22 protein-coding genes and 1 tRNA gene are annotated in these 21901 nt (G+C 63.4%); 15 read left to right on the top strand and 8 right to left on the bottom strand.

Annotated elements, in window-relative coordinates; genetic code table 11:
• Nucleotides 1-181: 181 nt before the first annotated feature.
• Nucleotides 182-2797 carry a DUF2235 domain-containing protein gene (locus tag QA643_RS01220; RefSeq protein ID WP_283031396.1) on the top strand — a complete coding sequence of 872 codons (2616 nt, stop codon included), beginning with the start codon at nucleotides 182-184 and terminating at the stop codon, nucleotides 2795-2797.
• Between the two features lie 96 nt (nucleotides 2798-2893).
• Here the strand turns inward: QA643_RS01220 and QA643_RS01215 are convergent.
• Nucleotides 2894-2968 (bottom strand) — tRNA-Gly (locus QA643_RS01215).
• A 341-nt stretch (nucleotides 2969-3309) separates the two neighbouring features.
• On the opposite strand from QA643_RS01215, the gene trxA reads away from it, so the two are divergent.
• Together trxA and QA643_RS01205 are read left to right on the top strand one after the other, a co-directional pair.
• On the top strand, nucleotides 3310-4233 hold the full coding sequence (gene trxA / locus QA643_RS01210; protein WP_283031395.1) for a thioredoxin: 924 nt from the start codon (nucleotides 3310-3312) through the stop codon (nucleotides 4231-4233).
• 153 nt (nucleotides 4234-4386) lie between these two features.
• Entirely contained in the window at nucleotides 4387-5061 is a 675-nt protein-coding gene (locus tag QA643_RS01205; protein ID WP_283031394.1) for an LON peptidase substrate-binding domain-containing protein, read from the top strand.
• Nucleotides 5062-5065: 4 nt separating this feature from the next.
• Here the strand turns inward: QA643_RS01205 and QA643_RS01200 are convergent, their stop codons facing one another.
• Nucleotides 5066-5416 (bottom strand): hypothetical protein, encoded by a 351-nt coding sequence (locus tag QA643_RS01200; protein ID WP_283031393.1) that lies wholly within the window; start codon nucleotides 5414-5416, stop codon nucleotides 5066-5068.
• 81 nt (nucleotides 5417-5497) lie between these two features.
• Here QA643_RS01200 and QA643_RS01195 point away from each other — a divergent pair, with 81 nt between their 5' ends.
• Entirely contained in the window at nucleotides 5498-6034 is a 537-nt protein-coding gene (locus tag QA643_RS01195) for a TetR/AcrR family transcriptional regulator (protein ID WP_283031392.1), read from the top strand.
• A gap of 49 nt (nucleotides 6035-6083) precedes the next feature.
• Nucleotides 6084-6281 carry a Trm112 family protein gene (locus tag QA643_RS01190; protein ID WP_283031391.1) on the top strand — a complete coding sequence of 66 codons (198 nt, stop codon included), beginning with the start codon at nucleotides 6084-6086 and terminating at the stop codon, nucleotides 6279-6281.
• A gap of 105 nt (nucleotides 6282-6386) precedes the next feature.
• On the opposite strand, the gene QA643_RS01185 is transcribed toward QA643_RS01190, so the two are convergent.
• Nucleotides 6387-7604, bottom strand: coding sequence for a ubiquinone biosynthesis hydroxylase (locus QA643_RS01185; RefSeq protein ID WP_283031390.1), 1218 nt, complete (start codon nucleotides 7602-7604; stop codon nucleotides 6387-6389).
• Between the two features lie 206 nt (nucleotides 7605-7810).
• On the opposite strand from QA643_RS01185, the gene tesB reads away from it, so the two are divergent.
• The gene (gene tesB, locus QA643_RS01180) at nucleotides 7811-8671 is read left to right on the top strand and encodes an acyl-CoA thioesterase II (protein WP_283031389.1); all 861 of its coding nucleotides are present in this window, start codon (nucleotides 7811-7813) and stop codon (nucleotides 8669-8671) included.
• 3 nt (nucleotides 8672-8674) lie between these two features.
• On the opposite strand, the gene QA643_RS01175 is transcribed toward tesB, so the two are convergent.
• Nucleotides 8675-9562, bottom strand: coding sequence for a DUF4339 domain-containing protein (locus QA643_RS01175; protein WP_283031388.1), 888 nt, complete (start codon nucleotides 9560-9562; stop codon nucleotides 8675-8677).
• 254 nt (nucleotides 9563-9816) lie between these two features.
• Between QA643_RS01175 and QA643_RS01170 the strand changes: the two genes are divergently transcribed.
• A complete protein-coding gene (locus tag QA643_RS01170) occupies nucleotides 9817-10155 on the top strand; it encodes a P-II family nitrogen regulator (protein ID WP_057853743.1) in 339 nt (112 codons plus the stop codon).
• 80 nt (nucleotides 10156-10235) lie between these two features.
• Entirely contained in the window at nucleotides 10236-11543 is a 1308-nt protein-coding gene (locus QA643_RS01165; protein WP_283031387.1) for an ammonium transporter, read from the top strand.
• Nucleotides 11544-11552: 9 nt separating this feature from the next.
• On the opposite strand, the gene QA643_RS01160 is transcribed toward QA643_RS01165, so the two are convergent.
• The gene (locus QA643_RS01160) at nucleotides 11553-11981 is read right to left on the bottom strand and encodes a hypothetical protein (RefSeq protein WP_283031386.1); all 429 of its coding nucleotides are present in this window, start codon (nucleotides 11979-11981) and stop codon (nucleotides 11553-11555) included.
• A 446-nt stretch (nucleotides 11982-12427) separates the two neighbouring features.
• On the opposite strand from QA643_RS01160, the gene QA643_RS01155 reads away from it, so the two are divergent.
• From QA643_RS01155 to QA643_RS01145, 3 genes are all read left to right on the top strand, one after another.
• Nucleotides 12428-12766 (top strand): P-II family nitrogen regulator, encoded by a 339-nt coding sequence (locus tag QA643_RS01155; RefSeq protein WP_008142813.1) that lies wholly within the window; start codon nucleotides 12428-12430, stop codon nucleotides 12764-12766.
• Nucleotides 12767-12803: 37 nt separating this feature from the next.
• On the top strand, nucleotides 12804-14252 hold the full coding sequence (locus QA643_RS01150; RefSeq protein ID WP_283031385.1) for an ammonium transporter: 1449 nt from the start codon (nucleotides 12804-12806) through the stop codon (nucleotides 14250-14252).
• A 219-nt stretch (nucleotides 14253-14471) separates the two neighbouring features.
• Nucleotides 14472-14876 carry a GFA family protein gene (locus tag QA643_RS01145; protein ID WP_283031384.1) on the top strand — a complete coding sequence of 135 codons (405 nt, stop codon included), beginning with the start codon at nucleotides 14472-14474 and terminating at the stop codon, nucleotides 14874-14876.
• 13 nt (nucleotides 14877-14889) lie between these two features.
• Here QA643_RS01145 and QA643_RS01140 read toward each other — a convergent pair whose 3' ends face one another.
• The gene (locus QA643_RS01140; protein ID WP_283031383.1) at nucleotides 14890-15303 is read right to left on the bottom strand and encodes a type II toxin-antitoxin system VapC family toxin; all 414 of its coding nucleotides are present in this window, start codon (nucleotides 15301-15303) and stop codon (nucleotides 14890-14892) included.
• Nucleotides 15300-15536, bottom strand: coding sequence for an AbrB/MazE/SpoVT family DNA-binding domain-containing protein (locus QA643_RS01135; RefSeq protein WP_283031382.1), 237 nt, complete (start codon nucleotides 15534-15536; stop codon nucleotides 15300-15302). The genes QA643_RS01140 and QA643_RS01135 overlap by 4 nt, the downstream gene beginning before the upstream one ends.
• Nucleotides 15537-15705: 169 nt before the next feature.
• Between QA643_RS01135 and QA643_RS01130 the strand changes: the two genes are divergently transcribed.
• From QA643_RS01130 to QA643_RS01115, 4 genes are all read left to right on the top strand, one after another.
• Nucleotides 15706-16929: an aminotransferase class I/II-fold pyridoxal phosphate-dependent enzyme gene (locus tag QA643_RS01130; protein ID WP_283031381.1), complete on the top strand. Its 1224-nt coding sequence runs from the start codon at nucleotides 15706-15708 to the stop codon at nucleotides 16927-16929.
• Between the two features lie 12 nt (nucleotides 16930-16941).
• The gene (locus tag QA643_RS01125) at nucleotides 16942-19386 is read left to right on the top strand and encodes a DNA translocase FtsK (RefSeq protein WP_283031380.1); all 2445 of its coding nucleotides are present in this window, start codon (nucleotides 16942-16944) and stop codon (nucleotides 19384-19386) included.
• Nucleotides 19387-19511: 125 nt separating this feature from the next.
• The gene (locus QA643_RS01120; protein WP_283031379.1) at nucleotides 19512-20318 is read left to right on the top strand and encodes an outer membrane lipoprotein carrier protein LolA; all 807 of its coding nucleotides are present in this window, start codon (nucleotides 19512-19514) and stop codon (nucleotides 20316-20318) included.
• Between the two features lie 106 nt (nucleotides 20319-20424).
• Nucleotides 20425-21240, top strand: coding sequence for an exodeoxyribonuclease III (locus tag QA643_RS01115; RefSeq protein WP_283031378.1), 816 nt, complete (start codon nucleotides 20425-20427; stop codon nucleotides 21238-21240).
• Between the two features lie 212 nt (nucleotides 21241-21452).
• Here QA643_RS01115 and QA643_RS01110 read toward each other — a convergent pair whose 3' ends face one another.
• Nucleotides 21453-21893 (bottom strand): cyclic nucleotide-binding domain-containing protein, encoded by a 441-nt coding sequence (locus QA643_RS01110; protein WP_283031377.1) that lies wholly within the window; start codon nucleotides 21891-21893, stop codon nucleotides 21453-21455.
• Nucleotides 21894-21901 lie beyond the last annotated feature (8 nt).

The following is a 21901-nucleotide window of genomic DNA, read 5'->3' as shown; positions in this document are numbered from 1 at the left end:
ATCCCGCGGGCAAGGCGCGCGAGTGGGCGGCGCGCCACATCGCGCGGCCTCATCCTGGTCGACAAACGAATGGGCCAACTGTGGTCCATTTCATAGTGGGCCGGATCAATCCCTGAGAGACTTTCCGTATGCTCTCAACTGAACGTCGGTCTGATGCGACCGCGCGTGAGCGAGCGTCCGTATGGCCAACAAGCGGATCATTTTGCTCTCAGACGGCACCGGCAATTCGGCCGGCAAGGTCTGGCGAACCAATGTCTGGCGCGTCTTCGAATCGCTGGACCTGACGAGCTCGCAGCAGATTGCGTTCTACGACGACGGCGTCGGCACCTCCTCCTTCAAGCCGTTCGCAATCCTCGGCGGTGCCTTCGGCTTCGGCCTGAAGCGCAACGTGCTCGACATCTACAAGTTCGCCTGCCGCAATTATCGCTCGCATCTCGACTACCTCCGGCTTGAAGCCGCGGCGGCGAAGGCCGAGAACCGGCCGGAGCAATACGGCCCCTGGCAGAGCGACGATATCTTCGCGTTCGGCTTTAGCCGTGGCGCCTTTACCATCCGCGTGGTCAACGGCCTGATCTGCGAACAGGGGCTGGTGAGTTACCGCACCGAGGAAGAACTCGATCGAAAAGTCGCCGCGGCCTATCGGGCCCATCGGGCAGAATCGTTCAAGTCGCGGTTTCAGGTCGAATGGCCGTTTCGCAAGCTGCGCAACCTGTTCGTCTCCGCCAAGCACGACAAGAATGAACGGCCGGTCGACCATGTCGCTTTCCTCGGCCTGTGGGATACCGTTGCCGCCTACGGCCTGCCAATCGACGAGATGACGCGCGGCGTCAGCCGCTACCTGTGGCCGCTCGAACTGCCAGACCGGCAGCTGCATCCGCTGGTCCGCAAGGCCTGCCACGCGCTGTCGCTGGACGACGAGCGCACCACCTTCCATCCGCTATTATGGGACGAGAGTCCGGAAACCCAACCGAACCGGATTACCCAGGTCTGGTTCGCCGGCGTTCACTCCAATGTGGGCGGCGGATATCCGGATGACTCGCTCGCTCATGTGTCGCTGACGTGGATCCTGTCGGAAGCGCGCCGCCGCGGGCTGACCTTGAAGGAAGCGCCCGGCGCCGATCCCGACGCCTTCACCCGGGTGCGCTCGACGCAGGACAAGGACGGCCGCATCTACGATTCGCGGAATGGGCTGGGCGGCTACTACCGCTATGGGCCGCGAAGCGTCGCCGCGCTTTCGGACACGAAATTTTCCGAGGACAAGCGCGACTGCGTCAAAATCGAAACGCCGAAGATCCACGAAAGCGTTTTCGACCGGATCGCCGTCGATGCGCATCTCTACGCGCCGGTCGGATTGCCGCCGAGTTACGAAATACTGACCTACGACGAGAAGATCGTCGCGCCAGACAGGCTGATCGTTCCACCGGACAAACCGAAATATGAAACGGCGGCTTCCGCCCGCCAGCGCGAGTTCACCCAGGAGCACGTCGTCGGAAGCTCGATCTGGCGGCGGCGCATCATCTATTTCCTGACCGTCATCGCCTCGTTTTATCTGTTGACCTATCCGCTGACATCCAACGCGCCGGCCCAGGCCGAGTTCGCCTCGCCGTTGCGGCCGCTTTCCGACGTCATTCGCATGGTCGGCCTCGCGCTGCCGGGCGCGGCGTCCCGTTGGATCAACGCCTACGCGCGCGAGCCGCTGTGGTTCGTGCTTTGCGCCGGCCTTGTCGCGCTGCTGCTATGGCTGAGCGTCAGCCTTCGAAGCCGGATCACCGATCAGATGCGCCAGGCGTGGCGGACGAGCCTTGGAAAGGTCGACCTGCATCGAGGCGAAACCAAAGCGCGCAGCAGTGCGGTCGGACTTCCGATTGCGCTTTTCGTCATCTTGCTGTTCGTCACGCTGTATCCAGTGCCGAGCTGGTTTGGCTTTGATGTGCCTGATTTGCCTGCCTCGCCGCAGACCTTGGTCGACCGGATCACGCATCCCTATTTCCAGTTTTTCGCCTTCGTCATCCTGATTACGATGCTGCTGAGCGACCGCATGATCGCGCGCTTTAGGCTGAAGGATGCCTACCGGCAATTCATCAGCGATATTAAGCTCAAGGTTGCGCCGGCATTTTTCGCGGTCACTTTCCTGATCGGTGGCATCATCCTTGCCAGCCACTATCTCTTCAACATCCGCGACAGCCTCGGCGATTTCTGCAAGCCGGCGGAGCAGCCGGTGACGCTCGACGTCTGCGATCCCGACGATTTGAAGCTGTGCAAGCGCAACGCCGACGGTGGCCTTCTTCCGAATACTTGCGCCTCGGCGGCGTGCCGCATCCATGTCGCCGAATTCAACACCGCCGATCTGTGCACGCCGGTCGGCATCAAGCTGGAACGGCGCGCACAATATCAGTTCATCCTGGAGAAGGACGGCGACTGGCGATTCCTCGGCGCCTCGTCCGGCCCCGGCGGAATGCCGCTCCGCGCCTTCCTTCCCGATTGGAAGAATGACGGTGTGCTCGGCTCAGCCGCGGGGCTCGGGCGTTTTGTCCTGCTGGCGGCCGCCTATCCCCTCAAGCGGACGCTCGACCGCCCCTTCGGCCACGTCATCCTTCGCTATGGCGAGACCGGCAATGAGGAGAACTTCCTCGACAGCGAGCCGACCAACGGCCGCCTCGACGAAAAATTCCGGGCGACCCGCGACGGGCAATTGTTCGTTTATCTGAACAAACCGGTCAGCGCTGTCTTCCCGAAGATGTTTCAGGACGTGAGTTCAGGCAAGGCCAGGATCTGGGTGTATCGCCTTCCGAGGTGAGCGGCTGCCGATGGACCCAACGGCATGAGCCGCAAACGAAAGGCCGCCAAGAAGGCGGCCTGTCGTTTGATACGGTACCAGCGATTTGAAGAAATCTGGAGCGGGCGAAGGGGCTCGAACCCTCGACCCCGACCTTGGCAAGGTCGTGCTCTACCACTGAGCTACACCCGCATCCGAGATGGCGGCGACGCGCGCCGTCAACGGCAGACCTATGCCAAATGCGGACCGTGAATGCAACAGTCCGAACGCAATTGGATGACATCAGATTGGTCCGATTTCATTAACAAATGGGCTCGAACCGCTCGAAACGACATCCGGACGGGCCGACCGGCATCGGAAGGTGCGATTCGGAACCCGGACCAGGGGACGGGCCGGCGGGCTGCGGCCAATTGAATTTTGTGGCCAAGCCGCCATCTAGCTGACGAGAACTTGGTTCCGGGACGTGCTAGAACGACCCCCGTTCCCGACAAGCATTCGCAAGACATCAGGCCAAGACATCAGGCGAGGATACCGTGACGATAGTTGAGCAGGGCGGCGGCCCGGCACCGCAGGCAGCATCCGATCTGATCAAGGAAACGACCACCCAGACCTTTATGAAGGACGTCATCGAGGAATCGAAGCGCCAGCCGGTGCTGATCGATTTCTGGGCGGAGTGGTGCGGTCCCTGCCGGCAGCTCACGCCGGTGCTCGAAAAGGCGGTCCGCGCCGCCAAGGGCAAGGTCAAGCTGGTCAAGATGAACATCGACCAGCACCCGGCGATCCCGGGCCAGATGGGCATCCAGTCGATCCCGGCCGTTATTGCGTTCGTCAATGGCCAGCCCGCCGACGGTTTCATGGGCGCGGTGCCGGAGAGCCAGGTCAATGCCTTCATCGAGAAGATCACCAAGGGCGTGACCGCGCCGGGCGAGCCGAATATCGCGGAAATCCTCAAAGAGGCCGAGGCCGTGCTGGCGGAGGGCGACCCCGCCGCGGCCGCCCAGATCTATGCCGAGATCCTTGGTTTCGATGCCACCAACATCCCGGCGCTGGCTGGGCTTGCCAAATGCTATGTCACGACGGGCGCCGTCGAGCAGGCCAAGCAGACGCTGGCAATGGTGCCGGAATCCAAGCGCAACGACGCCGCGGTCAAGGCCGTGCAGGCCTCGATCGACCTCGCCGAGCAAGCGAAGGCACTGGGTCCGGTGACCGAGCTTGAACAGAAGGTTGCCGCAAATCCGCTCGATCATCAGGCGCGATTCGATCTCGCGACCGCGCTCAATGCCCTCGGCAAGCGCGCGGAGGCGACCAACCAGCTGTTGGAGATCGTCAAGCGCGACCGCAAATGGAACGATGACGGCGCCCGCAAGCAGCTGGTGCAGTTCTTCGAGGCCTGGGGCGGCGCCGACGAAGCAACGGTTGAAGGACGAAGGCGACTATCGACGATACTCTTCTCCTAGAGCATGATCCGGACCGGAACGGCCGCGTAGCGCAAAGTGGATACCGGTTTTCCGACAAGATCATGTTCAGACGAATAGCGCGTATTCCCAACTGTGGGACGTCGTTTTGTGAAGAGAACACGCACCGAACCAGCGAACTGACCGGGACTGCCCATGCCGATCAATGCCGAATACCGCGGACCCGGCGAGCTTCCCGAAATCATTCCGGTGTTTCCGTTGCCGGGCGCGCTGTTGCTGCCGCGCGGCCAGATGCCGCTCAATATTTTCGAGCCGCGTTATCTGGCGATGGTGGACGATGCGCTGCGTGACGGGCACCGGCTGATCGGGATGATCCAGCCGGATATTTCCCACACCAGGGACGAGGCAAAGCCCGAGCTGTTCCGGGTCGGCTGCGTCGGTCGCATCACCCAGCTCGCCGAATCCGGCGATGGCCGCTACATCCTCGAGCTCACCGGCGTCGCCCGCTTCAAGGTGGTGGAGGAAATCGCAGCTCTGACGGCGTACCGGCAATGCAAGGTGGACTTCTTCCCCTATGCCGACGATTTCGTCGCACGCAAGGGCGAAGAGGACGTCGACCGCACCGCCCTGCTCGACGTGCTGACCGACTTTCTCAACGCCAACAATCTGAAGGTGGATTGGGAAGGCATCGAGAGCGCGCCGAACGAGGCGCTGGTCAATGCGCTCGCGATGATGTCGCCTTATGGTCCGGCGGAGAAGCAGGCGATGCTGGAAGCACCCGACCTGAAAACCCGCGCCGAGATCCTGATCGCTGTGACCGAGATGGACCTCGCCAAGAAGCGCACCAGCGGCGACACTGGATTGCAATAGCGCTTCAATAGCCAGCGACCGCGAGCACGACGACGGCGCCGAGCGCTTTCCATCCAAAGCCGCGGCCGCGCGACCACCAGGCATTGGCGGCGGCGGCAAACGCATAGACCGCGACGATCGTCCCAACGATCCAGTGCCGCGCGCTCTCCGATCCGAGCGAGGGCGCGGCGATCAGCAGCACACCGCCGCCGATCCAGGCCACCGTGCCCGCCTGCCACACCAGTCGGATCAGCGTGCGCAGGCTCTCCGGCTGGATGGTCGCCTTGGCGAACACCTTGGTTTCGCCCAGCACCCCATGAATCAGAGCCACGGCTATGCCGGCGACGCCGGCGCATTGCAGGATGAGATCGCGCATCGAGACGCCTCCATACAGCACTGTATGGTTATGCGCCGTCTTGTGGCGCTTGTCAATACAGTAGTGTATGGTGGCGGACATATGAGCGATCAACTCTCGGCAAAGGACTGGGTCGATCAGGGCCTGAAGGCGCTGGCCAACAGCGGCTTCACCGCGCTGAAGGCCGATCCGCTGGCGAAAACGCTGCGCGTCTCGCGCGGCAGTTTTTACTGGCACTTCGCCGATATCGCCGCGTTCCACGCCGCGGTCCTGGCGCGCTGGCACGAGGTCGCCGCCGAGCAGATCATCGAAAATGTCGAGGCGGCGTCGAAAGACGATAACCCGCTCGCGCTGCTGCTGCGCCGCGTGTTCGGCGAGCGGCTGACGCTGGAACGCGCCGTTCGAAGCTGGGCCGGCGTCGATGCCGCCGCGCGTGCCGCCGTGCAGGCGATCGACCGGCGGCGGCTGAACTATGTGGAGGGCCTACTGGTGCAGTCCGGCCTATCAACCGAGGCCGCCCGCTCCCGCGCGCAGATCCTCTATTGGGCCTTTCTCGGCTTCGCGCTATCGGATCAAGCGCTGCCGAAGGCCCGGCAGCAGGCCGTGGTGGACGAATTGGTGCGGATGGCGACGTCATGACATCGGGCGGCCTTCCATGCTAAGCACCACGCCGATCCGGAGACATCAAATGAACGCCTCACCCGAACGCCTCGACGGCACCGTCGACCCAAAGCTGCTGGAAATCCTGGTCTGCCCGGTGACCAAGGGCCCGCTGGAATTTGATTCCGCGCGCCAGGAGCTGATCTCGCGCTCGGCGAAACTCGCCTACCCGATCCGCGACGGCATTCCGATCATGCTGCCGGAAGAGGCGCGGAAGATCGAGTGAGGCCATTTTCGTAGGATGGGTAGAGCGCAAGCGAAACCCATCATCGTTGCCGCAAAGAAAGTTGATGGGTTTCGCTGCGCTCTACCCATCCTACAATTCGCTCTCTTACAACGCCTCGCCCTTCAACAGCCGCGGCACCTCGCCGGATAGTCCCGCCGCCTGTTTGATGAAAAGGTTTTTCAGCGGCGGCGCGCGGTCGACGAGGCCGAGCCCGATATCGCGCACGGTCCGTAGCAGCGTCGATTCATTCGAGAACAGGAAGTTCAGCGAGTTGGTGGCGAGCCCCATCGCCATGGTGTCGAAGCGCCGCCAGCGCTGGTAGCGCTCGAGCACATCGGCCTGGCCGGGATCGATGCCGAGCCGGGCCGCATCGACGACGACTTCCGCCAGCGCCGCGACGTCCTTCAGCCCCATGTTGAGCCCCTGCCCCGCGATCGGATGAATGACATGCGCGGCATCGCCGATCAACGCCAGCCGTTCGGCGACGAACGAGCGCGCGACGAAATAGCCGAGCGGAAAGGCGCGCGGTTTGTCGAGCGCCTTGATCTCGCCGAGGTGCAGCCCGAAGCGCCTTTCGAGCTCGTCATGGAATTCGCTTTCGCCGAGCGCGGTGACACGCGCGGCCTCGGTGCGGCTTTCAGTCCAGACCAGCGACGAGCGCTTGCCTGATAGCGGCAGGATCGCGAACGGACCTGCGGGCAGAAAGTGCTCTTCGGCGCGGCCGTGATGATCGCGCTCATGGCGGACGGTGACGACGATGCCGGATTGATCGTAGTCCCAGCCATGGGTGGCGATGCCGGCACGCTCGCGCAGCTTCGAGCGCGCGCCGTCGGCCGCGACGAGCAGGCTTGCTTCCACGACATTGCCGTCGGCGAGCGTTACGGTTACACCATCAGGCCGTGAATCGTAGCTCGACACCGCGGCGGCGCGGAGATCGATGCCTTCAGCCTCGGCACGCGCGACCAGCGCATCGATCAGGCGGCGGTTTTCGACCATATGCGCAAAGGGCTCGCCGGGCTCGACCTCCCCCGCAAAAGTCAGGAATACCGGGCGGGTAGCGTCCTCCAGCTTGGAGTCCGTGACGACCATGTCGAGGATCGCTTGCGAATCCGACACCTGATCCCAGACGCCAAGCGCCTCGAACAGCCGCCGGCACGCGGCGACAATCGCGGTCGCCCGTGGATCGCGGCTCGGCCGCGTGGCGAGGGCGGGGTCGGCGACAATGACGGGAATGTCCGGGCCCAGCCCCTGGCGGAGCGCCAGCGCCAGCGCCAGGCCGGCAAAGGCGCCGCCGCAGATGACAATGCTTCGCTGTGCCGCCATGCGATCCTTACCTGGTTACGCTGTCACCTCAGACGAGACTTGCTACCTGATATTAGCTGGGCGAAACAGGGCCAAGAAACAAGGTTGCTTAACCAGAGCGTCATTCCGGGGCGCGCGGCAGCGCGAACCCGGAATCCAGAGGTTGGCACGAGATTCCGGGTTCGCCTGTTTGAGGCGCCCCGGAATGACGAACGAAAGCGCTTCTCATGTCCAAAGGCCTGATTGACCTGATTTCCATCCTCGATCTCGAGCAGCTCGAGGTGAACCTGTTCCGCGGCAACAGTCCGAAGACGAGCTGGCAGCGGGTGTTCGGCGGGCAGGTGATCGGCCAGGCCATGGTCGCGGCATGCCGCACCGTCGAAGGCCGCCTGCCGCATTCGATCCATTGTTACTTCATCCTGCCGGGCGATCCGCAGATCCCGATCATCTACCAGGTCGAACGTCTGCGCGACGGCAAGAGCTATTCGACCCGCCGCGTCACCGCGATCCAGCATGGCAACGCGATCTTCTCCATTATGGTTTCCTTCCATGCCGAAGAAGAAGGCGCCTTCGATCATCAGGACAAGATGCCGGACGTGCCGCCGCCGGAAAAGCTGACGGCCGAAGAAGTGTCGAAACAGCCGATGTTCAAGGAGATGCCGGAATTCATCCGGCGCTATTATGAATCCGACCGGCCGATCGAACTGCGCCCATGCGAGCTCGGCCGCTATTTCGGCCAGAAGATCGACGACGGACGCATCCATGTCTGGATACGCACCGCGGCGAAGCTGCCCGACGATCCGGCGCTGCACCTGTGCGCGCTGGCCTATGCGTCGGATTTCTCGCTGCTCGATGCGGTGATGGCGCGCTACGGCCGCACGCTGTTCGATAAGCGCATGATGCCGGCGAGCCTCGATCACGCGATGTGGTTTCACCGCCCGTTCCGTGCCGACGAATGGCTGCTTTACGCGCAGGATTCGCCGAGTGCGCAAGGCGGCCGCGGCTTGACCCGCGGCCTGATCTTCAAGCCCGACGGCACGCTGGTGGCGTCGGTAGCGCAGGAAGGCTCGGTGCGCCAGCGCAAGTGAGGCTTACGCGTTTGCGTAGTCGCTGCGCTCTGCCAAGACAGTCTGCGACGCCAGCCATTGCATCATCCATCGATACACCCAGGGTATCGGAATGATGAAGATGCTGGCGAATGCCGCCACGACCGCGCGCCACAGAAACTCGAGGCCGCTGCCGATGAAGAGTACTTCGCGCCGCGTGCCCTGGATGTTGCGGCAGACCCATCGCAGCATGGCGACGTAAACCCAGGCCCAGCCGATGATGGTGATGATGGAGATCGCCCCAAGAATGGTCCAACCGAGGTAAGCCCACACCGTGCCCGAAAAACTGAGCTCAAGGGGTTGGCCGCTCGATGCGAGATTGGCGACGAACCATTTGAGGAACAGCCAATACAGGGCCATCTGAACGAGGATCATCAGGTTGCTGAGCACTTGGCTGCCGATCAGATTCACGCCAATCATGAGGACGACGAAGCCAAAAAACCAGGGCACAATCGTCATCGCCTCGCCCTCGAAGCTGAGGTTCGGTCGTCCCGGCACGCCTATGCGCGGCACGATCCACTTGGTGTACCAGACCAAAACCCACGGCGCCGGGATGATGAGGATCAGACCGACCACAAGCGCCAGGGTGCGCCAGGTAAATTCCAGGATGTCAAAGTCGATCGACAGCGGACCTCCGCTATAGCTCCCGGCCACCGACGGCGGGCCGCCAGGGGCTGCGAAAGCCGGCGCGCTGGAGCCGCCAGGGACCAGGCCAGGAATGTCGCCGGCCCTGAGCCAGCCCGACATGCCCTCGGTCCAGACCAGCGTATCCGCCCCGACCGTGCCGCGGGTGATGAGGTCGCGAAGCTGGACCTCCGGATAAGGGCCCTGTTGCTGGCCGTTGGCGGCATAAAACCACGATCGGTTCGACATATTATTTTATTTCCTTGAGCCGTGGAAAAATGGAGGTAGCCGGCGGGCGGCTGAGGGAGAGACCGTATTTTGGCGGACGATCCTGCCGCCTGTACAGTGATGGACGTCACCAGCTCGAAATGTTTTCCCCTTCTACCTGCAACTTTTTTGTGCCATTTGCCTAGAAAGATGCCAGATTTGCACTGGCAGCCGGGCCGATGGGCGGTCAGCCTGCCTCGTGCTCACGAAATGTCCAGGGAAATGAAGGCCTGATCATGAAACTCGTCGTTGCCATCATCAAACCTTTCAAGCTTGACGAGGTCCGCCAGGCGCTCACGGCCATCGGCGTCCACGGCATGACGGTGACCGAGGTCAAGGGCTACGGCCGCCAGAAGGGTCACACCGAAATCTACCGCGGCGCCGAATATGTCGTGAACTTCCTGCCCAAGCTCAGGATCGAGATCGCAGTCGCTTCCGACGTCGCGGACAAGGCGATCGAGGTCATCACCGCGAACGCCCGCACCGGGCAGATCGGCGACGGCAAGATCTTCGTCACGCCGATCGATCACGCCCTGCGCATCCGCACCGGCGAGACCGATAGCGACGCGCTCTAAAGACATCACCGAATCCAGGGCGCGGCGGCGGCGACGCTGGACGCGCGAGACAAGAAACGACACCACGCCGGGGGAATTTTATGGGGGCACCATCGTATCGTGCAGCGCCGATTGCTGCGTTCATCACGCTTGCCGCGAGCATCCCGCTCGCAACGCCGGCCCTGGCCGAAACATCCACCATCAACGCCGCCGACACGGCATGGATGATCGTCGCCACCGCGCTGGTGTTGATGATGACGATACCGGGGTTGGCGCTGTTCTATTCCGGCATGGTGCGCAAGAAGAACGTGCTGGCGACGATGGCGCAGAGCCTCTCGGCGGTGGCGATCATCTCGATCCTCTGGGTGGCCTTCGGCTATTCGCTGGCCTTCGTCGGCGACGGTCCCATCATCGGCACGCTCGATCGCTGGTTCCTGGTCGGAATGACGATGGACAGCGTCAATCCGGCGGCAAAGACGATTCCGGAAGCGCTTTTCATGCTGTACCAGATGACGTTTGCGATCATCACGGTGGCGCTGGTGGCCGGCGCGGTCGCGGACCGGATGCGGTTCTCGGCCTATCTGCTGTTCTCCATCGGCTGGTTCATGTTCGTCTATGTGCCGCTGGCGCATTGGGTGTGGGGCGGCGGCTTCCTGGCGAGCGCGGGCGTCCTCGATTTCGCCGGCGGCCTCGTCGTCCATCTTTCCGCCGGCATCGGTGGTCTGGTCGCCGCGATGGTGATGGGCCAGCGTCACGGCTATGGCAGCGAGAATCTCGCGCCGTTCGACCTGTCGCTCGCCGTGATCGGCACCGGCTTGCTGTGGATCGGCTGGTTCGGCTTCAACGGCGGGTCGGCGCTGGCCGCCAGCTCGCGCGCGGTAATGGCGATCACCGCAACGCACCTCGCCGCCTGCGCCGGCGCGCTGACCTGGGCCGCGATCGAATGGGCGACGCGGCGCAAGCCCTCGGTGCTCGGCATGATCTCAGGCGCCGTCGCGGGCCTTGGCACCATCACGCCGGCTTCCGGATTCGTCGCGCCATGGCATGGCGTCATCATCGGCGTCTTCGCCGGCACGCTCTGCTTCTGGGCCTGCACCTGGCTGAAGCAGCGCTTCAAGTATGACGACTCGCTCGACGTTTTCGGCGTCCACGGCATTGGCGGATTGACCGGCACGCTGCTCGCCGGTGTCTTTGCGGTGAACGCGATCGGTGGCACTGCAGGCCTGCTGGAAAACAACCCGCAGCAAGTTCTGATCCAGCTCTATGGGGTCGGCGCCACGCTGGTATGGTCCGCGGGAGTTACGTTTGTGCTACTCAAGCTGGTGGGCGTGTTCGCGCCGCTGCGGGTCTCGCTGCAGCAGGAGCTGGAAGGCCTCGATATCTCCCAGCACGGCGAAGCGCTGCAGTAGCAGCCGAGCTCACAGGGCCAGGATGAAGACGCCGGCGACCATGAGCGACGGCACGACCGGCGCGTCTCGGCGTGTGACAAAGCCCGTGAGTGCGGTGATGAGCAATCCTGCCGTGATCACCACAAGATAGTTTGCCACGGTGAACCACGGCAGCAGCGCCATCAGCGTCTTGGCGACGCCGGATGGAACACCGATCATCCGGTGGACCACGAGGAGGATGGCCATTCCGGCGATGATCCAGCCGCCCGATGCCAGCAGGGATCGGTCGCTCCATCCCATGGCTCGATCAAGGATGAGCATCGCGAGGCCGCCGAGCAGCAGTATGAGATTGTTGCCGTTGGTTGCTCTGCCGCTGCGCAGGTTGTCGATCATGAGCGGCAGGATGGCCAGCAGAAACCCTGCCAGCTTGACGATAAGCGGAAGCGTGTCGACATGCATGGGACGCCCCTTTTAGGAGGTCGATCCTACCGGCGAGTCCGTAAAGCAACCCTTGATTGGCTCGGCATCGTCGCACCAGCGGGCCGCCGCAGGGCCGGAACGCCTCGACATCCTCCCAGCACGGCAAAGCGCTGCAACAGGCGGCCCACCCCGTTACCATTTTCTTGCCCTGCAGCTGAGCAGGATTGTGTCCTAGGCGTCAGACCTGCTCACGATTTGAGCAGACCTGACTACACTTTGGGCGCGACCGAATGGCGCAGGAAGCAGCAATTCCCGCAAAGGGCGAAAAGGATCGACTTCATAGTCTGTTAGTGATCGGTCCCGATCTGGCACGGCATTTGATTCTATGGGTCCCGGCTGTGCCCGCGTAGTGAACATCTCCGCGTGGTGATCTCAGTCGAGAACGCCCGGTCCTCGAAGCCGGGCCCAAGCGGGGACCAAGACCCATGAAAATTGTTATGGCGATTATCAAGCCATTCAAACTGGAAGAAGTCCGTGATGCCCTGACTGCCATTGGCGTTCACGGCCTCACGGTGACGGAAGTCAAGGGCTACGGCCGGCAGAAGGGCCACACCGAGATCTATCGCGGCGCCGAGTACGCCGTGAGCTTCCTGCCCAAGATCAAGATCGAGGTCGCTGTTGCCTCCGATCAGGTCGACAAGACCATCGACGCCATCACCTCAGCCGCCAAGACCGGACAGATCGGCGACGGCAAGATCTTCGTCATCAACCTCGACCACGCGGTTCGCATCCGCACCGGCGAGGCGGATGCCGCGGCCCTCTGATTTCGCGCACAAACCTTACCACTCAGGAGTAAAATCAATGACGTTTAAACGTCCCTATAGCGCGGGATTGGCAGCGCTCGCCGTCGGCATGTTTGCCGCGACCGCTGCCTATGCCGAGCCGACCGTCAACAAGGGCGACAACGCCTGGATGCTGACGTCGACAGTGCTGGTGCTGTTGATGACCATCCCGGGCCTGGCGCTGTTCTACGGCGGCCTCGTCCGTTCCAAGAACATGCTGTCGGTCCTGATGCAGGTTTTCTACACCGTCTGCATCGTCGTCGTTCTCTGGGCCCTCTACGGCTACAGCCTCGCCTTCACCGGCGGTTCCGACTTCATCGGCGGCTTCTCCAAGGCCTTCCTGATGGGCGTGACCACGGATTCGAAGGCGGCGACCTTCAGCGTCGACGCCAACATCTCCGAGCTGGTCTATGTCTGCTTCCAGATGACGTTTGCGGCGATCACCCCCGCCCTCATCGTCGGCGCCTTTGCCGAGCGCATGAAGTTCGCGGCGATCGCGCTGTTCATCCCGCTCTGGGTGACGCTGATCTACTTCCCGATCGCGCACATGGTCTGGTACTGGCAGGGTCCGGACCTGATCCAGGATGCCGCCAAGGCGCTCGCCGCGGCTGCTGACGGTGCCGCCAAGACCGCGGCGCAGGCCAAGCTCGACGAGCTCAACGCCGACGCCGGCTGGATCTTCAAGAAGGGTGCAATCGACTTCGCCGGCGGCACCGTGGTGCACATCAACGCCGGCATCGCCGGCCTGGTCGGTGCACTCTTGATCGGCAAGCGCGTCGGCTACGGCAAGGAGCTCATGGCCCCGCACTCCCTGACCATGACCATGATCGGCGCTTCGCTGCTCTGGGTCGGCTGGTTCGGCTTCAACGCCGGTTCGAACCTCGAAGCATCCGGCGGCGCCGCGCTCGCCATGACCAACTCCTTCGTTGCGACTGCAGCGGCGGCGATGGCCTGGATGTTCGCGGAATGGATCGTCAAGGGCCACCCCTCGGTGCTCGGCGCGCTCTCGGGCGCGGTGGCCGGCCTCGTCGCTGTCACTCCCGCGGCTGGCTATGCCGGTCCGATGGGTGCGATCGTCCTCGGCCTCGTCGTCGGTGTCGTCTGCCTGTTCTTCTGCACCGTGGTGAAGAATGCACTCGGCTACGACGACTCGCTCGACGTGTTCGGCGTGCACTGCGTCGGCGGCATCGTCGGCGCGCTCGGCACCGGCATCCTGGTGAATCCGGCGCTCGGCGGCGCAGGCATCATCGACTACACCGCCATCCCGCCGAAGGTCGCCGATTACGACTTCGTCGCGCAGATGATCGCGCAAGCTACCGGCGTCGGAACCACGCTGGTGTGGTCGGGCATCGGTTCGGCGATCATCTTCAAGGTGGTCGACGTGATCGTCGGCCTGCGCGTCAACGTCGAGACCGAGCGTGAAGGCCTCGACGTCACCGAGCACACCGAGCGCGCCTACAACATGTAAGTTCTCCCGGGATGCGGACCCCCAGGGACAGCGTAGTCGTTGTCTCGAGGCCCGCATCCACAACTCCGGTTCGGGCACATACCCGGCAATGCCCTGACCGTTGAGGGGCTCCAGCGCAAGTTGGAGCCCCTTTCTTTCTCTGTCTCATTTGCCGAAATTGCATTTGCCAAACCGGGCGAGAGCCGTCGAAATGACGGCAACAAAAACCGGGAGGACGTCATGAAAGTCGAAGGCGGATGCTATTGCGGCAAGGTGCGCTATGTGGCCGAGGGCGACCCGATGATGGCGGCGCAGTGCCACTGCCGCGAATGCCAGTATATTTCCGGCGGCGCGCCGAACATGTTCGTGGCGATGCCGGTCGACGGCTTCAAATACACCGCAAGCCAGCCCAAGCAGTTCACCCGCAGCGACCTCGAGCGCGCCGTGACGCGCGAGTTCTGCCCGGAATGCGGAACCCATCTGGTGACCAAGGTGCCGGGCTTGCCCGCCGTGGTGCTGAAGGTCGGAACCTTCGATGATCCCAGCCTCTTCAACCCGCAGATGGCGATCTACACGATCGACAGGCAGGCCTTCCACCACGTGCCGGAGGGCATGCCCGCGTTCGAGCGGCTGCCGGGGCGGTAGCCTTCGCGGGACGCTATCCTCCGCTTTCCGACGGCGTGATCAGCTCAATCGTCGGGAAATATGTGCGGTAGCGCCGCGCATCCCTGGTGAGAAGCGGCCGCCGCTCGACCGCCGCGTGAGCGCCGATGAAAAAGTCGGCCAGAACGCCGGTGCGCTGGCCGCCGGCGCTGCGGTACCTCAGGTAAGCCTTGCCCGCCAGAAAAAGCGCCGGGCGCGGGATTGCTACGACCTCGATGTCGAGATTGCGGAGCATCGCATCCACATCTTCGACAGCAGCGTAGCGTGTCGAGATCTCGGCGTAGATGACGTCATTGATGACAAGCGGCCCAACCGAAGCCGCCTGCTCGAGCTGTCCCTGCGACCAGTCCGCCCACGCTTCGCCGTCAGTGACAACGTCCAGGAGAACGTTCGAATCGACCAACGTCATTCCGGTTCGCCGCGGAGGAGAGCCATCAGTTCGTCGGTCGTCATACCCGGCCCGGCCGACCCGCGCGCTTTGGCAAACCTGCTTGGTGGCCGAGGTCCATCAGCTTTCTCGATGACGACGCCGCCGTCGTCGGTACGGCGAAAATCCACCTGACTGCCGGGTCGGATTCCCAAGTAGTCGCGGAGCGGCTTTGGGATTGTCACTTGCCCCTTGCGCGTGACTGTCGTCGTCATGGCTCACCTCTGGTAATACCTGCCGATAATATGGTAATACTCCGTAGATTGTCCAGCAGAGGCCGATGGTTAATCGCGTCTTAACCTCGCCGTATCTATGGTGATTTGATGGGTCCGCGGTCCTGGGGTAAGCCCTCGACCCCGTTTTGAAAGTGCTGGCGTTTCACACATGGCAATGACCGTCCCTTCCGGCGTGGCGCAGGGCGCCGGCAGCGTGCCTGCCGGTCAGGCCGAGCGCTCTCCTTTTCTCCGGACGAGCGAGCTATTGGCGCCGTACCAGCCGGCCAAGCCATTGATTACGTTGTCATTGGGCGAGCCGCAGCACCCGGTGCCGGACTTCGTCGGGCCGGTCCTGGCCAAACACATCGCCGAGTTCGGCCGCTATCCCCTCGCCAAGGGCATCGAGCCGTTTCGGCACGCCGCCGCCAAATGGCTGTCGAGCCGATTCGATCTGCCGCGGCCGATCGATCCCGAGAGCGAAGTTTTGGTGCTGAACGGCAGCCGTGAGGGCCTATTCTTCGCCGCGATCACCGCCGCCCGCTATGTCGGCCCGCGCAACGGCAGGCCCGCGATCCTGATGCCCAATCCGTTTTATCCGGCCTATGGCGCCGGCGCGCGCGCGGCGGGTTGCGAGCTGGTCTATCTGCCGACCACGCTGGCCAACGGGTTCTTGCCGGACCTTGATTCGCTCGATGAAGCAACGCTGGCCCGGACCGTCGCGATCTTCATCGCCTCGCCCGCCAATCCGCAAGGCTCTGTTGCCTCGGGCGCCTACTTCACGCGGCTGAAGAAACTCGCCGACGCCTACGGCTTCATGATCCTGAGCGACGAGTGCTATTCGGAAATCTACACAAGGGAGGCGCCGGGCAGCGCGCTGGAATGCGCGGGACCCGACTTCACCAATGTCGTCGCGTTCCAGTCGCTCTCGAAGCGCTCGAACCTGCCGGGCATGCGCGTCGGCTTTGCCGCGGGTGATAAAAAATTTCTTGCCGCCTTTCACGAATTGCGCAATGTCGCCGCCCCCCAGGTGCCGGTGCCACTGCAGCATGTCGCGGTCGCCGCCTATAGCGATGAGGCCCATGTCGAGGAAAACCGCAGGCTGTATCGCATCAAGTTCGATCTCGCCGACCAGATTCTCGGCAGCCGCTACGGCTATAAGCGGCCCGCCGGCGGCTTCTGCGTCTGGCTCGACGTATCCCAGCGCGGCGGCGACGAGGCAGCGGCGGTGAGACTCTATCGTGACGCCGGCGTCCGCGTGATCCCGGGCAGCTATCTGTCGCAGCTGCAGCCCGACGGCTTCAATCCCGGCGCAGGCTATATCCGCCTGGCGCTGGTTTCCGACAGTGAATCAACAGCCGAGGCGTTGCACCGGCTGGTCGAAATTCTGGATTAATCGCAGGGCCCGATGAGCATGCCAGCGATCGAACGTGTCATTCCCCTGGTCGGCCATCTGCCGGTCTCGATCCGCGAGGCCCTGGCGCGGCGCCTGCGCGAACTGATGGGCCTCGGCCTGATCGCACTGTCCGGCGCTGCTGCGGCAGCGCTGATGACGTGGTCCGTGCAAGACCCCAGCCTGAGCCACGCCACCTCGCGCCCCATTCGCAACGTGCTCGGCTACCCCGGCGCGATCGGCGCCGATCTGTTGATGCAGATCCTTGGCCTCGGCGCGATCATGCTGATCCTCCCGGTCGCCGTGTGGGGCTGGCGGATGCTGACCCATCGCAACTTCGACCGCGAGGCGCTGCGCCTTGGCTGCTGGATTCTCTGCACGGTGATTGCGGCCGGGTTTGCAAGCTGCTGGCCGCATGGCGGCGCATGGGCGCTGCCGACCGGCCTTGGCGGCGTCGTCGGCGACGCGCTGGTGCGCGCGCCCGCCGTGGTGTTCGGTCCGGCCGGATTCACCTATCGCCTAGTGCTCGGCATCATCCTGTTCGTCGCGATGGGTGCGGCCTTCCTGTTTGCCTGCGGCTGGGGCTCGCGGGCGAAGGAAGAAGAGCTGACACCGATCGAGGACGATGACACGCCCTTCGTCGAGGAAGAAGACCGCAGCTCGGTATCGCTCGGCTGGGTGTACCACGCGCTGATGAGCGCCAAGGCGCGGATCGGCTGGCTGATGACTGCGGCCTACCGCTCGCTGGTGTCGAGCTCCTCGCCGTCTCGCACCTCCTCCTTCGAGCGCCAGGAACCGAGCCTGCGCGGCCGCGCTGCGCCAAAACAGGCGCCGCAGGACGAGGAACTCGAGGACGAGGAGGAAGAAGAAGAGGAGGACGAGGAGGAGGAAGAGGAAGCCCCCCGCGCACGCAAGAAGCCCGCGCCGCGTCCCGCTTCCCGCAAATCCGATAAGTTCGAACTGCCGTCGGTTTCCATGCTCACCGCGCCCAAGGCCTCCGACCGGCAGCCGCTCAGCAAGGCCGAACTGGAGGCCAATTCGCGTGCGCTGGAAGGCGTGCTCGGCGACTTCGGCGTCCGCGGCGAGATCGTCAAGGCCAACCCGGGACCGGTCGTCACGCTCTACGAACTCGAGCCGGCGCCGGGCATCAAATCCTCGCGCGTCATCGGCCTCGCCGACGACATCGCCCGCTCGATGAGCGCGCTGTCGGCCCGCGTCGCCGTGGTGGCCGGCCGCAACGCCATCGGCATCGAGCTGCCGAACGCGCATCGCGAAAAGGTCTATTTGCGCGAATTGCTTTCGGTGAAGGATGATTCGCACGCAAAACTTCCGCTCTGCCTTGGCAAGAACATCGGCGGCGAATCCATCATCATCGATCTGGCGCGTACGCCGCACATGCTGATCGCCGGCACCACCGGCTCCGGCAAATCGGTCGCCATCAACACCATGATCCTCAGCCTGGTCTACCGGCTGCGGCCGGATCAGTGCCGCCTGATCATGGTCGATCCCAAGATGCTCGAACTCTCCGTCTATGACGGCATTCCGCACCTGCTGACGCCCGTCGTGACCGATCCGAAGAAGGCGGTGGTCGCGCTGAAATGGGCCGTGCGCGAGATGGAAGAGCGCTACAAGAAAATGGCCAAGCTCGGCGTCCGCAACATCGACGGCTATAACCAGCGCCTCGTCGAAGCCAAGGGCAAGGGCGAGGAGTTGACGCGCACGGTGCATACCGGCTTCGACAAGGAAACCGGCAAGGCAATCTACGAGGAAGAAAAGCTCGACCTCGAGCCGCTGCCCTACATCGTCATCATCGTCGACGAAATGGCCGACCTGATGATGGTCGCGGGCAAGGACATCGAAGGCGCGGTGCAGCGCCTAGCGCAGATGGCGCGCGCCGCGGGCCTCCACGTCATCCTGGCGACGCAGCGTCCGTCGGTCGACGTCATCACCGGCACCATCAAGGCGAACTTCCCGACCCGCATCGCCTTCCAGGTCACATCGAAAATCGACAGCCGCACCATTCTCGGCGAGATGGGCGCCGAGCAGCTGCTCGGCCAGGGCGACATGCTCTATATGGCCGGCGGCGGCCGCATCAGCCGCGTGCACGGCCCGTTTGCCTCCGACGAAGAAGTCGAGAAGGTGGTGCGCCATCTCAAGACGCAGGGCGCGCCGGAATATCTGGAAGCGGTCACGGCGGAAGAGCCGAGCGAGGAAGACGGCGCGGTGTTCGATTCCACCGGCATGGGCGGCGATGGCGGCGGCGACCTGTTCGCGCAGGCGGTGGCGATCGTCAAACGCGACCGCAAGGCATCGACCTCCTATATTCAGCGCCGACTGCAGATCGGCTACAACCGCGCCGCATCCCTGATGGAGCGGATGGAACTCGAAGGCATCGTTGGCCAGGCGAATCACGCCGGCAAGCGCGAGATTCTGGTGCCAGAAGAGGAGGGTGGCTTCTAGATTCCGGCGCTGAACGTGGATTCGGCGCAACAATTTTCACGGAAAAACGATACCTCCTTCGCCCGAAAGCGCGATAAACTGGCGGGCAGCGGGATGCCTCATCGCATAGAGATCCGAAATATCTGATGACACAACAACCCACCCATCGCGGGCTGCGCTCCGGACTGGCCCTTTTGCTCGCCACTTCCATCGCAGGCTTCGCGACGCCGGCGCTGTCGCAGAACGTTCCGGTTCCGAAGCCCGCGCCGAAGGCGCGTGATGGCGGCGTACAGATGAGCGCGCAGGACAGGGTTCCGATGACCACCGGCGCAACCCAGACGCCGCCGAACCCGGTGATTCCGAATCCGAACCGCAACGTCCCGGCCAATGTGTTTGCGACCTTCGATGCCAATCAGAAGGCGCAGGCGGCCCGGGTGAGCTCCTATCTGTCCTCGCTGCAGACGCTGGTCGGAAATTTCGTCCAGGTCGGTCCCGACGGCAGCAAGACCAAGGGCGATTTCTACATCCAAAAGCCGGGGAAGGTGCGTTTCGAGTACGACGATCCGAGCCCGATCGCGATCGTTGCGGACGGCTCGTCGCTGGCCGTGCGCGATCGCAAGCTCGCCACCCAGGACATCTATCCGCTGTCGCAAACGCCGCTGCGTTTCCTGTTGTCGGATAGAATCGATCTGCTCAAGGACACCAATGTCGTCAGCGTCACCGCCGACGACGTCTATATCAGCGTCACGATCGAGGAGAAGCAGGCCCTGATCGGCACCAGCCGGCTGATGCTGATGGTCGGCGTCAAGGATGGCCAGCTCAAGCAATGGACCGTGACCGATCCGCAAGGCTACGACACCACGGTCGCGGTCTATAATCTCGACTCGACCAAGAAGGTCGACCCCGGCCTGTTCAAGATCGACTTCACCAACTATTTCACGCCGGCGAACTGAGGGCTTCGTTCCAGTGCCCGGCGGGCAAGGCGCGGCGTGCCCACCAGCTTCCGCCTGTGGACAACCAGCGCGACGCCGCTACGAACCGTGATAAGACACGGTTCCCATGCGTTTTTCCCTGACAACCTGGAACATCAATTCGGTACGCCTGCGCATCGACATCGTCGCCAAATTCCTCAAGTCGGCGCGGCCGGACGTGCTGTGCCTGCAAGAGACCAAATGCATCGACGATGCCTTTCCGCTCAAGCGCTTCAAACGTCTCGGCTATGAGCATATCGCGCTGAACGGACAGAAGGGCTATCACGGCGTTGCCATCGTCTCAAAGCTGCCGTTCGACACCACCGACATCAGGACCTTCTGCGACAAGATCGATTCACGCCACATCTCGGTGGCGTTCGGCGAGAAGGCGCAACTGGCGAAGCCGCTGGTGCTGCACAATTTCTATGTGCCGGCCGGCGGCGACATTCCCGATCCCGCGCTCAATCCGAAATTCGATCACAAGCTGAAATTTCTCGACGAGATGAAGACGTGCGAGCCGCTACATCCGCGCGGCGACGACCGGCATATCCTGGTCGGCGACCTCAACGTCGCACCGCATGAGAACGACGTGTGGTCGCACAAGCAGCTGTTGAAGGTGGTTTCGCACACGCCGATCGAATGCGAGAAGCTGTTGGCCGCGCAGACCCACGGCGAATGGTTCGACGTCGCGCGCGAGCGGATCCCGCTGTCGGAAAAGGTCTATACGTGGTGGAGCTACCGCGCTGCCGACTGGACCGTGGGCGACCGTGGCCGGCGGCTCGACCACATCTGGGTCTCGCGCGCGCTGAAGGACGGCGTCACCGATTTCAGGATCAGCCGTGATGCGCGCGGCTGGGAGCGCCCGTCCGACCACGTCCCGGTGACGGTGACGCTGGAAGTATAAGCTCTTGTCGTCCCTGCGACCCGTCTTCGCCAAGGCTTCGCCGGGGTTTGGCGTTGGGCTCGCCGAAGCTTTAGCGGAGGCGGCACGCAGGGACCCATAACCACAGGCCTTCGTTGTTACGAAAGCCATCTACCAAATTGCCCAAAAGAGATGCCGCGGCGTATGGGTCCCGGATCGCGCTCGCTCTGCTCGCTTGTCCGGGACGACGAAGATCAGATACTCAGCTTGGCGCCCGCCATCACAATATCGCTGGCAAGCTGACTGGTGCGGGTGGCGAGTTCATCGCGCAGACGGCGGGCCGCGGCGGGATCGCTTTCGAGCACGCGTTGAAACAGGCTGCGCGACACCCGGATGACCGAGGCATGATCGAGCGCAACCGCGCTTGACGGCCGCTTCATCGCGACGATGAGCGCCAGCTCGCCGATCAGGGAGCCGGGGCCGGCAACGACTTCGGCGCCGCCGTCCTCAACCCGGATCGAACCGCGCTGAACGATATAGCCCGCATCCGCATCGTCGCCTGCGTTGAACAGATAGTCGCCGGGCGAGAAATTGCGCTGCTCGGAGCCGATCGCCAGCATGCGCAGCGACGCCGTTCCCAACAGGCGCAATGTCGGGACCCGCTCGAGCAGGGCTACATCATCTTCGATCGACATGAACCTGT

Source organism: Bradyrhizobium sp. CB3481, from assembly GCF_029714305.1.
Taxonomy (GTDB): Bacteria; Pseudomonadota; Alphaproteobacteria; order Rhizobiales; family Xanthobacteraceae; genus Bradyrhizobium.
This window is presented reverse-complemented; position numbering and strand designations above follow the sequence as displayed.

Coding starts and splice junctions, on each gene's coding strand:
- QA643_RS01220 (WP_283031396.1), top strand. CDS start 182: ATGGCCAACAAGCGGATCATTTTGCTCTCAGACGGCACCGGCAATTCG.
- QA643_RS01205 (WP_283031394.1), top strand. CDS start 4,387: ATGCCGATCAATGCCGAATACCGCGGACCCGGCGAGCTTCCCGAAATC.
- QA643_RS01200 (WP_283031393.1), bottom strand. CDS start 5,416: ATGCGCGATCTCATCCTGCAATGCGCCGGCGTCGCCGGCATAGCCGTG.
- QA643_RS01195 (WP_283031392.1), top strand. CDS start 5,498: ATGAGCGATCAACTCTCGGCAAAGGACTGGGTCGATCAGGGCCTGAAG.
- QA643_RS01190 (WP_283031391.1), top strand. CDS start 6,084: ATGAACGCCTCACCCGAACGCCTCGACGGCACCGTCGACCCAAAGCTG.
- QA643_RS01185 (WP_283031390.1), bottom strand. CDS start 7,604: ATGGCGGCACAGCGAAGCATTGTCATCTGCGGCGGCGCCTTTGCCGGC.
- tesB (WP_283031389.1), top strand. CDS start 7,811: ATGTCCAAAGGCCTGATTGACCTGATTTCCATCCTCGATCTCGAGCAG.
- QA643_RS01175 (WP_283031388.1), bottom strand. CDS start 9,562: ATGTCGAACCGATCGTGGTTTTATGCCGCCAACGGCCAGCAACAGGGC.
- QA643_RS01170 (WP_057853743.1), top strand. CDS start 9,817: ATGAAACTCGTCGTTGCCATCATCAAACCTTTCAAGCTTGACGAGGTC.
- QA643_RS01165 (WP_283031387.1), top strand. CDS start 10,236: ATGGGGGCACCATCGTATCGTGCAGCGCCGATTGCTGCGTTCATCACG.
- QA643_RS01160 (WP_283031386.1), bottom strand. CDS start 11,981: ATGCATGTCGACACGCTTCCGCTTATCGTCAAGCTGGCAGGGTTTCTG.
- QA643_RS01155 (WP_008142813.1), top strand. CDS start 12,428: ATGAAAATTGTTATGGCGATTATCAAGCCATTCAAACTGGAAGAAGTC.
- QA643_RS01150 (WP_283031385.1), top strand. CDS start 12,804: ATGACGTTTAAACGTCCCTATAGCGCGGGATTGGCAGCGCTCGCCGTC.
- QA643_RS01145 (WP_283031384.1), top strand. CDS start 14,472: ATGAAAGTCGAAGGCGGATGCTATTGCGGCAAGGTGCGCTATGTGGCC.
- QA643_RS01140 (WP_283031383.1), bottom strand. CDS start 15,303: ATGACGTTGGTCGATTCGAACGTTCTCCTGGACGTTGTCACTGACGGC.
- QA643_RS01135 (WP_283031382.1), bottom strand. CDS start 15,536: ATGACGACGACAGTCACGCGCAAGGGGCAAGTGACAATCCCAAAGCCG.
- QA643_RS01130 (WP_283031381.1), top strand. CDS start 15,706: ATGGCAATGACCGTCCCTTCCGGCGTGGCGCAGGGCGCCGGCAGCGTG.
- QA643_RS01125 (WP_283031380.1), top strand. CDS start 16,942: ATGAGCATGCCAGCGATCGAACGTGTCATTCCCCTGGTCGGCCATCTG.
- QA643_RS01120 (WP_283031379.1), top strand. CDS start 19,512: ATGACACAACAACCCACCCATCGCGGGCTGCGCTCCGGACTGGCCCTT.
- QA643_RS01115 (WP_283031378.1), top strand. CDS start 20,425: ATGCGTTTTTCCCTGACAACCTGGAACATCAATTCGGTACGCCTGCGC.
- QA643_RS01110 (WP_283031377.1), bottom strand. CDS start 21,893: ATGTCGATCGAAGATGATGTAGCCCTGCTCGAGCGGGTCCCGACATTG.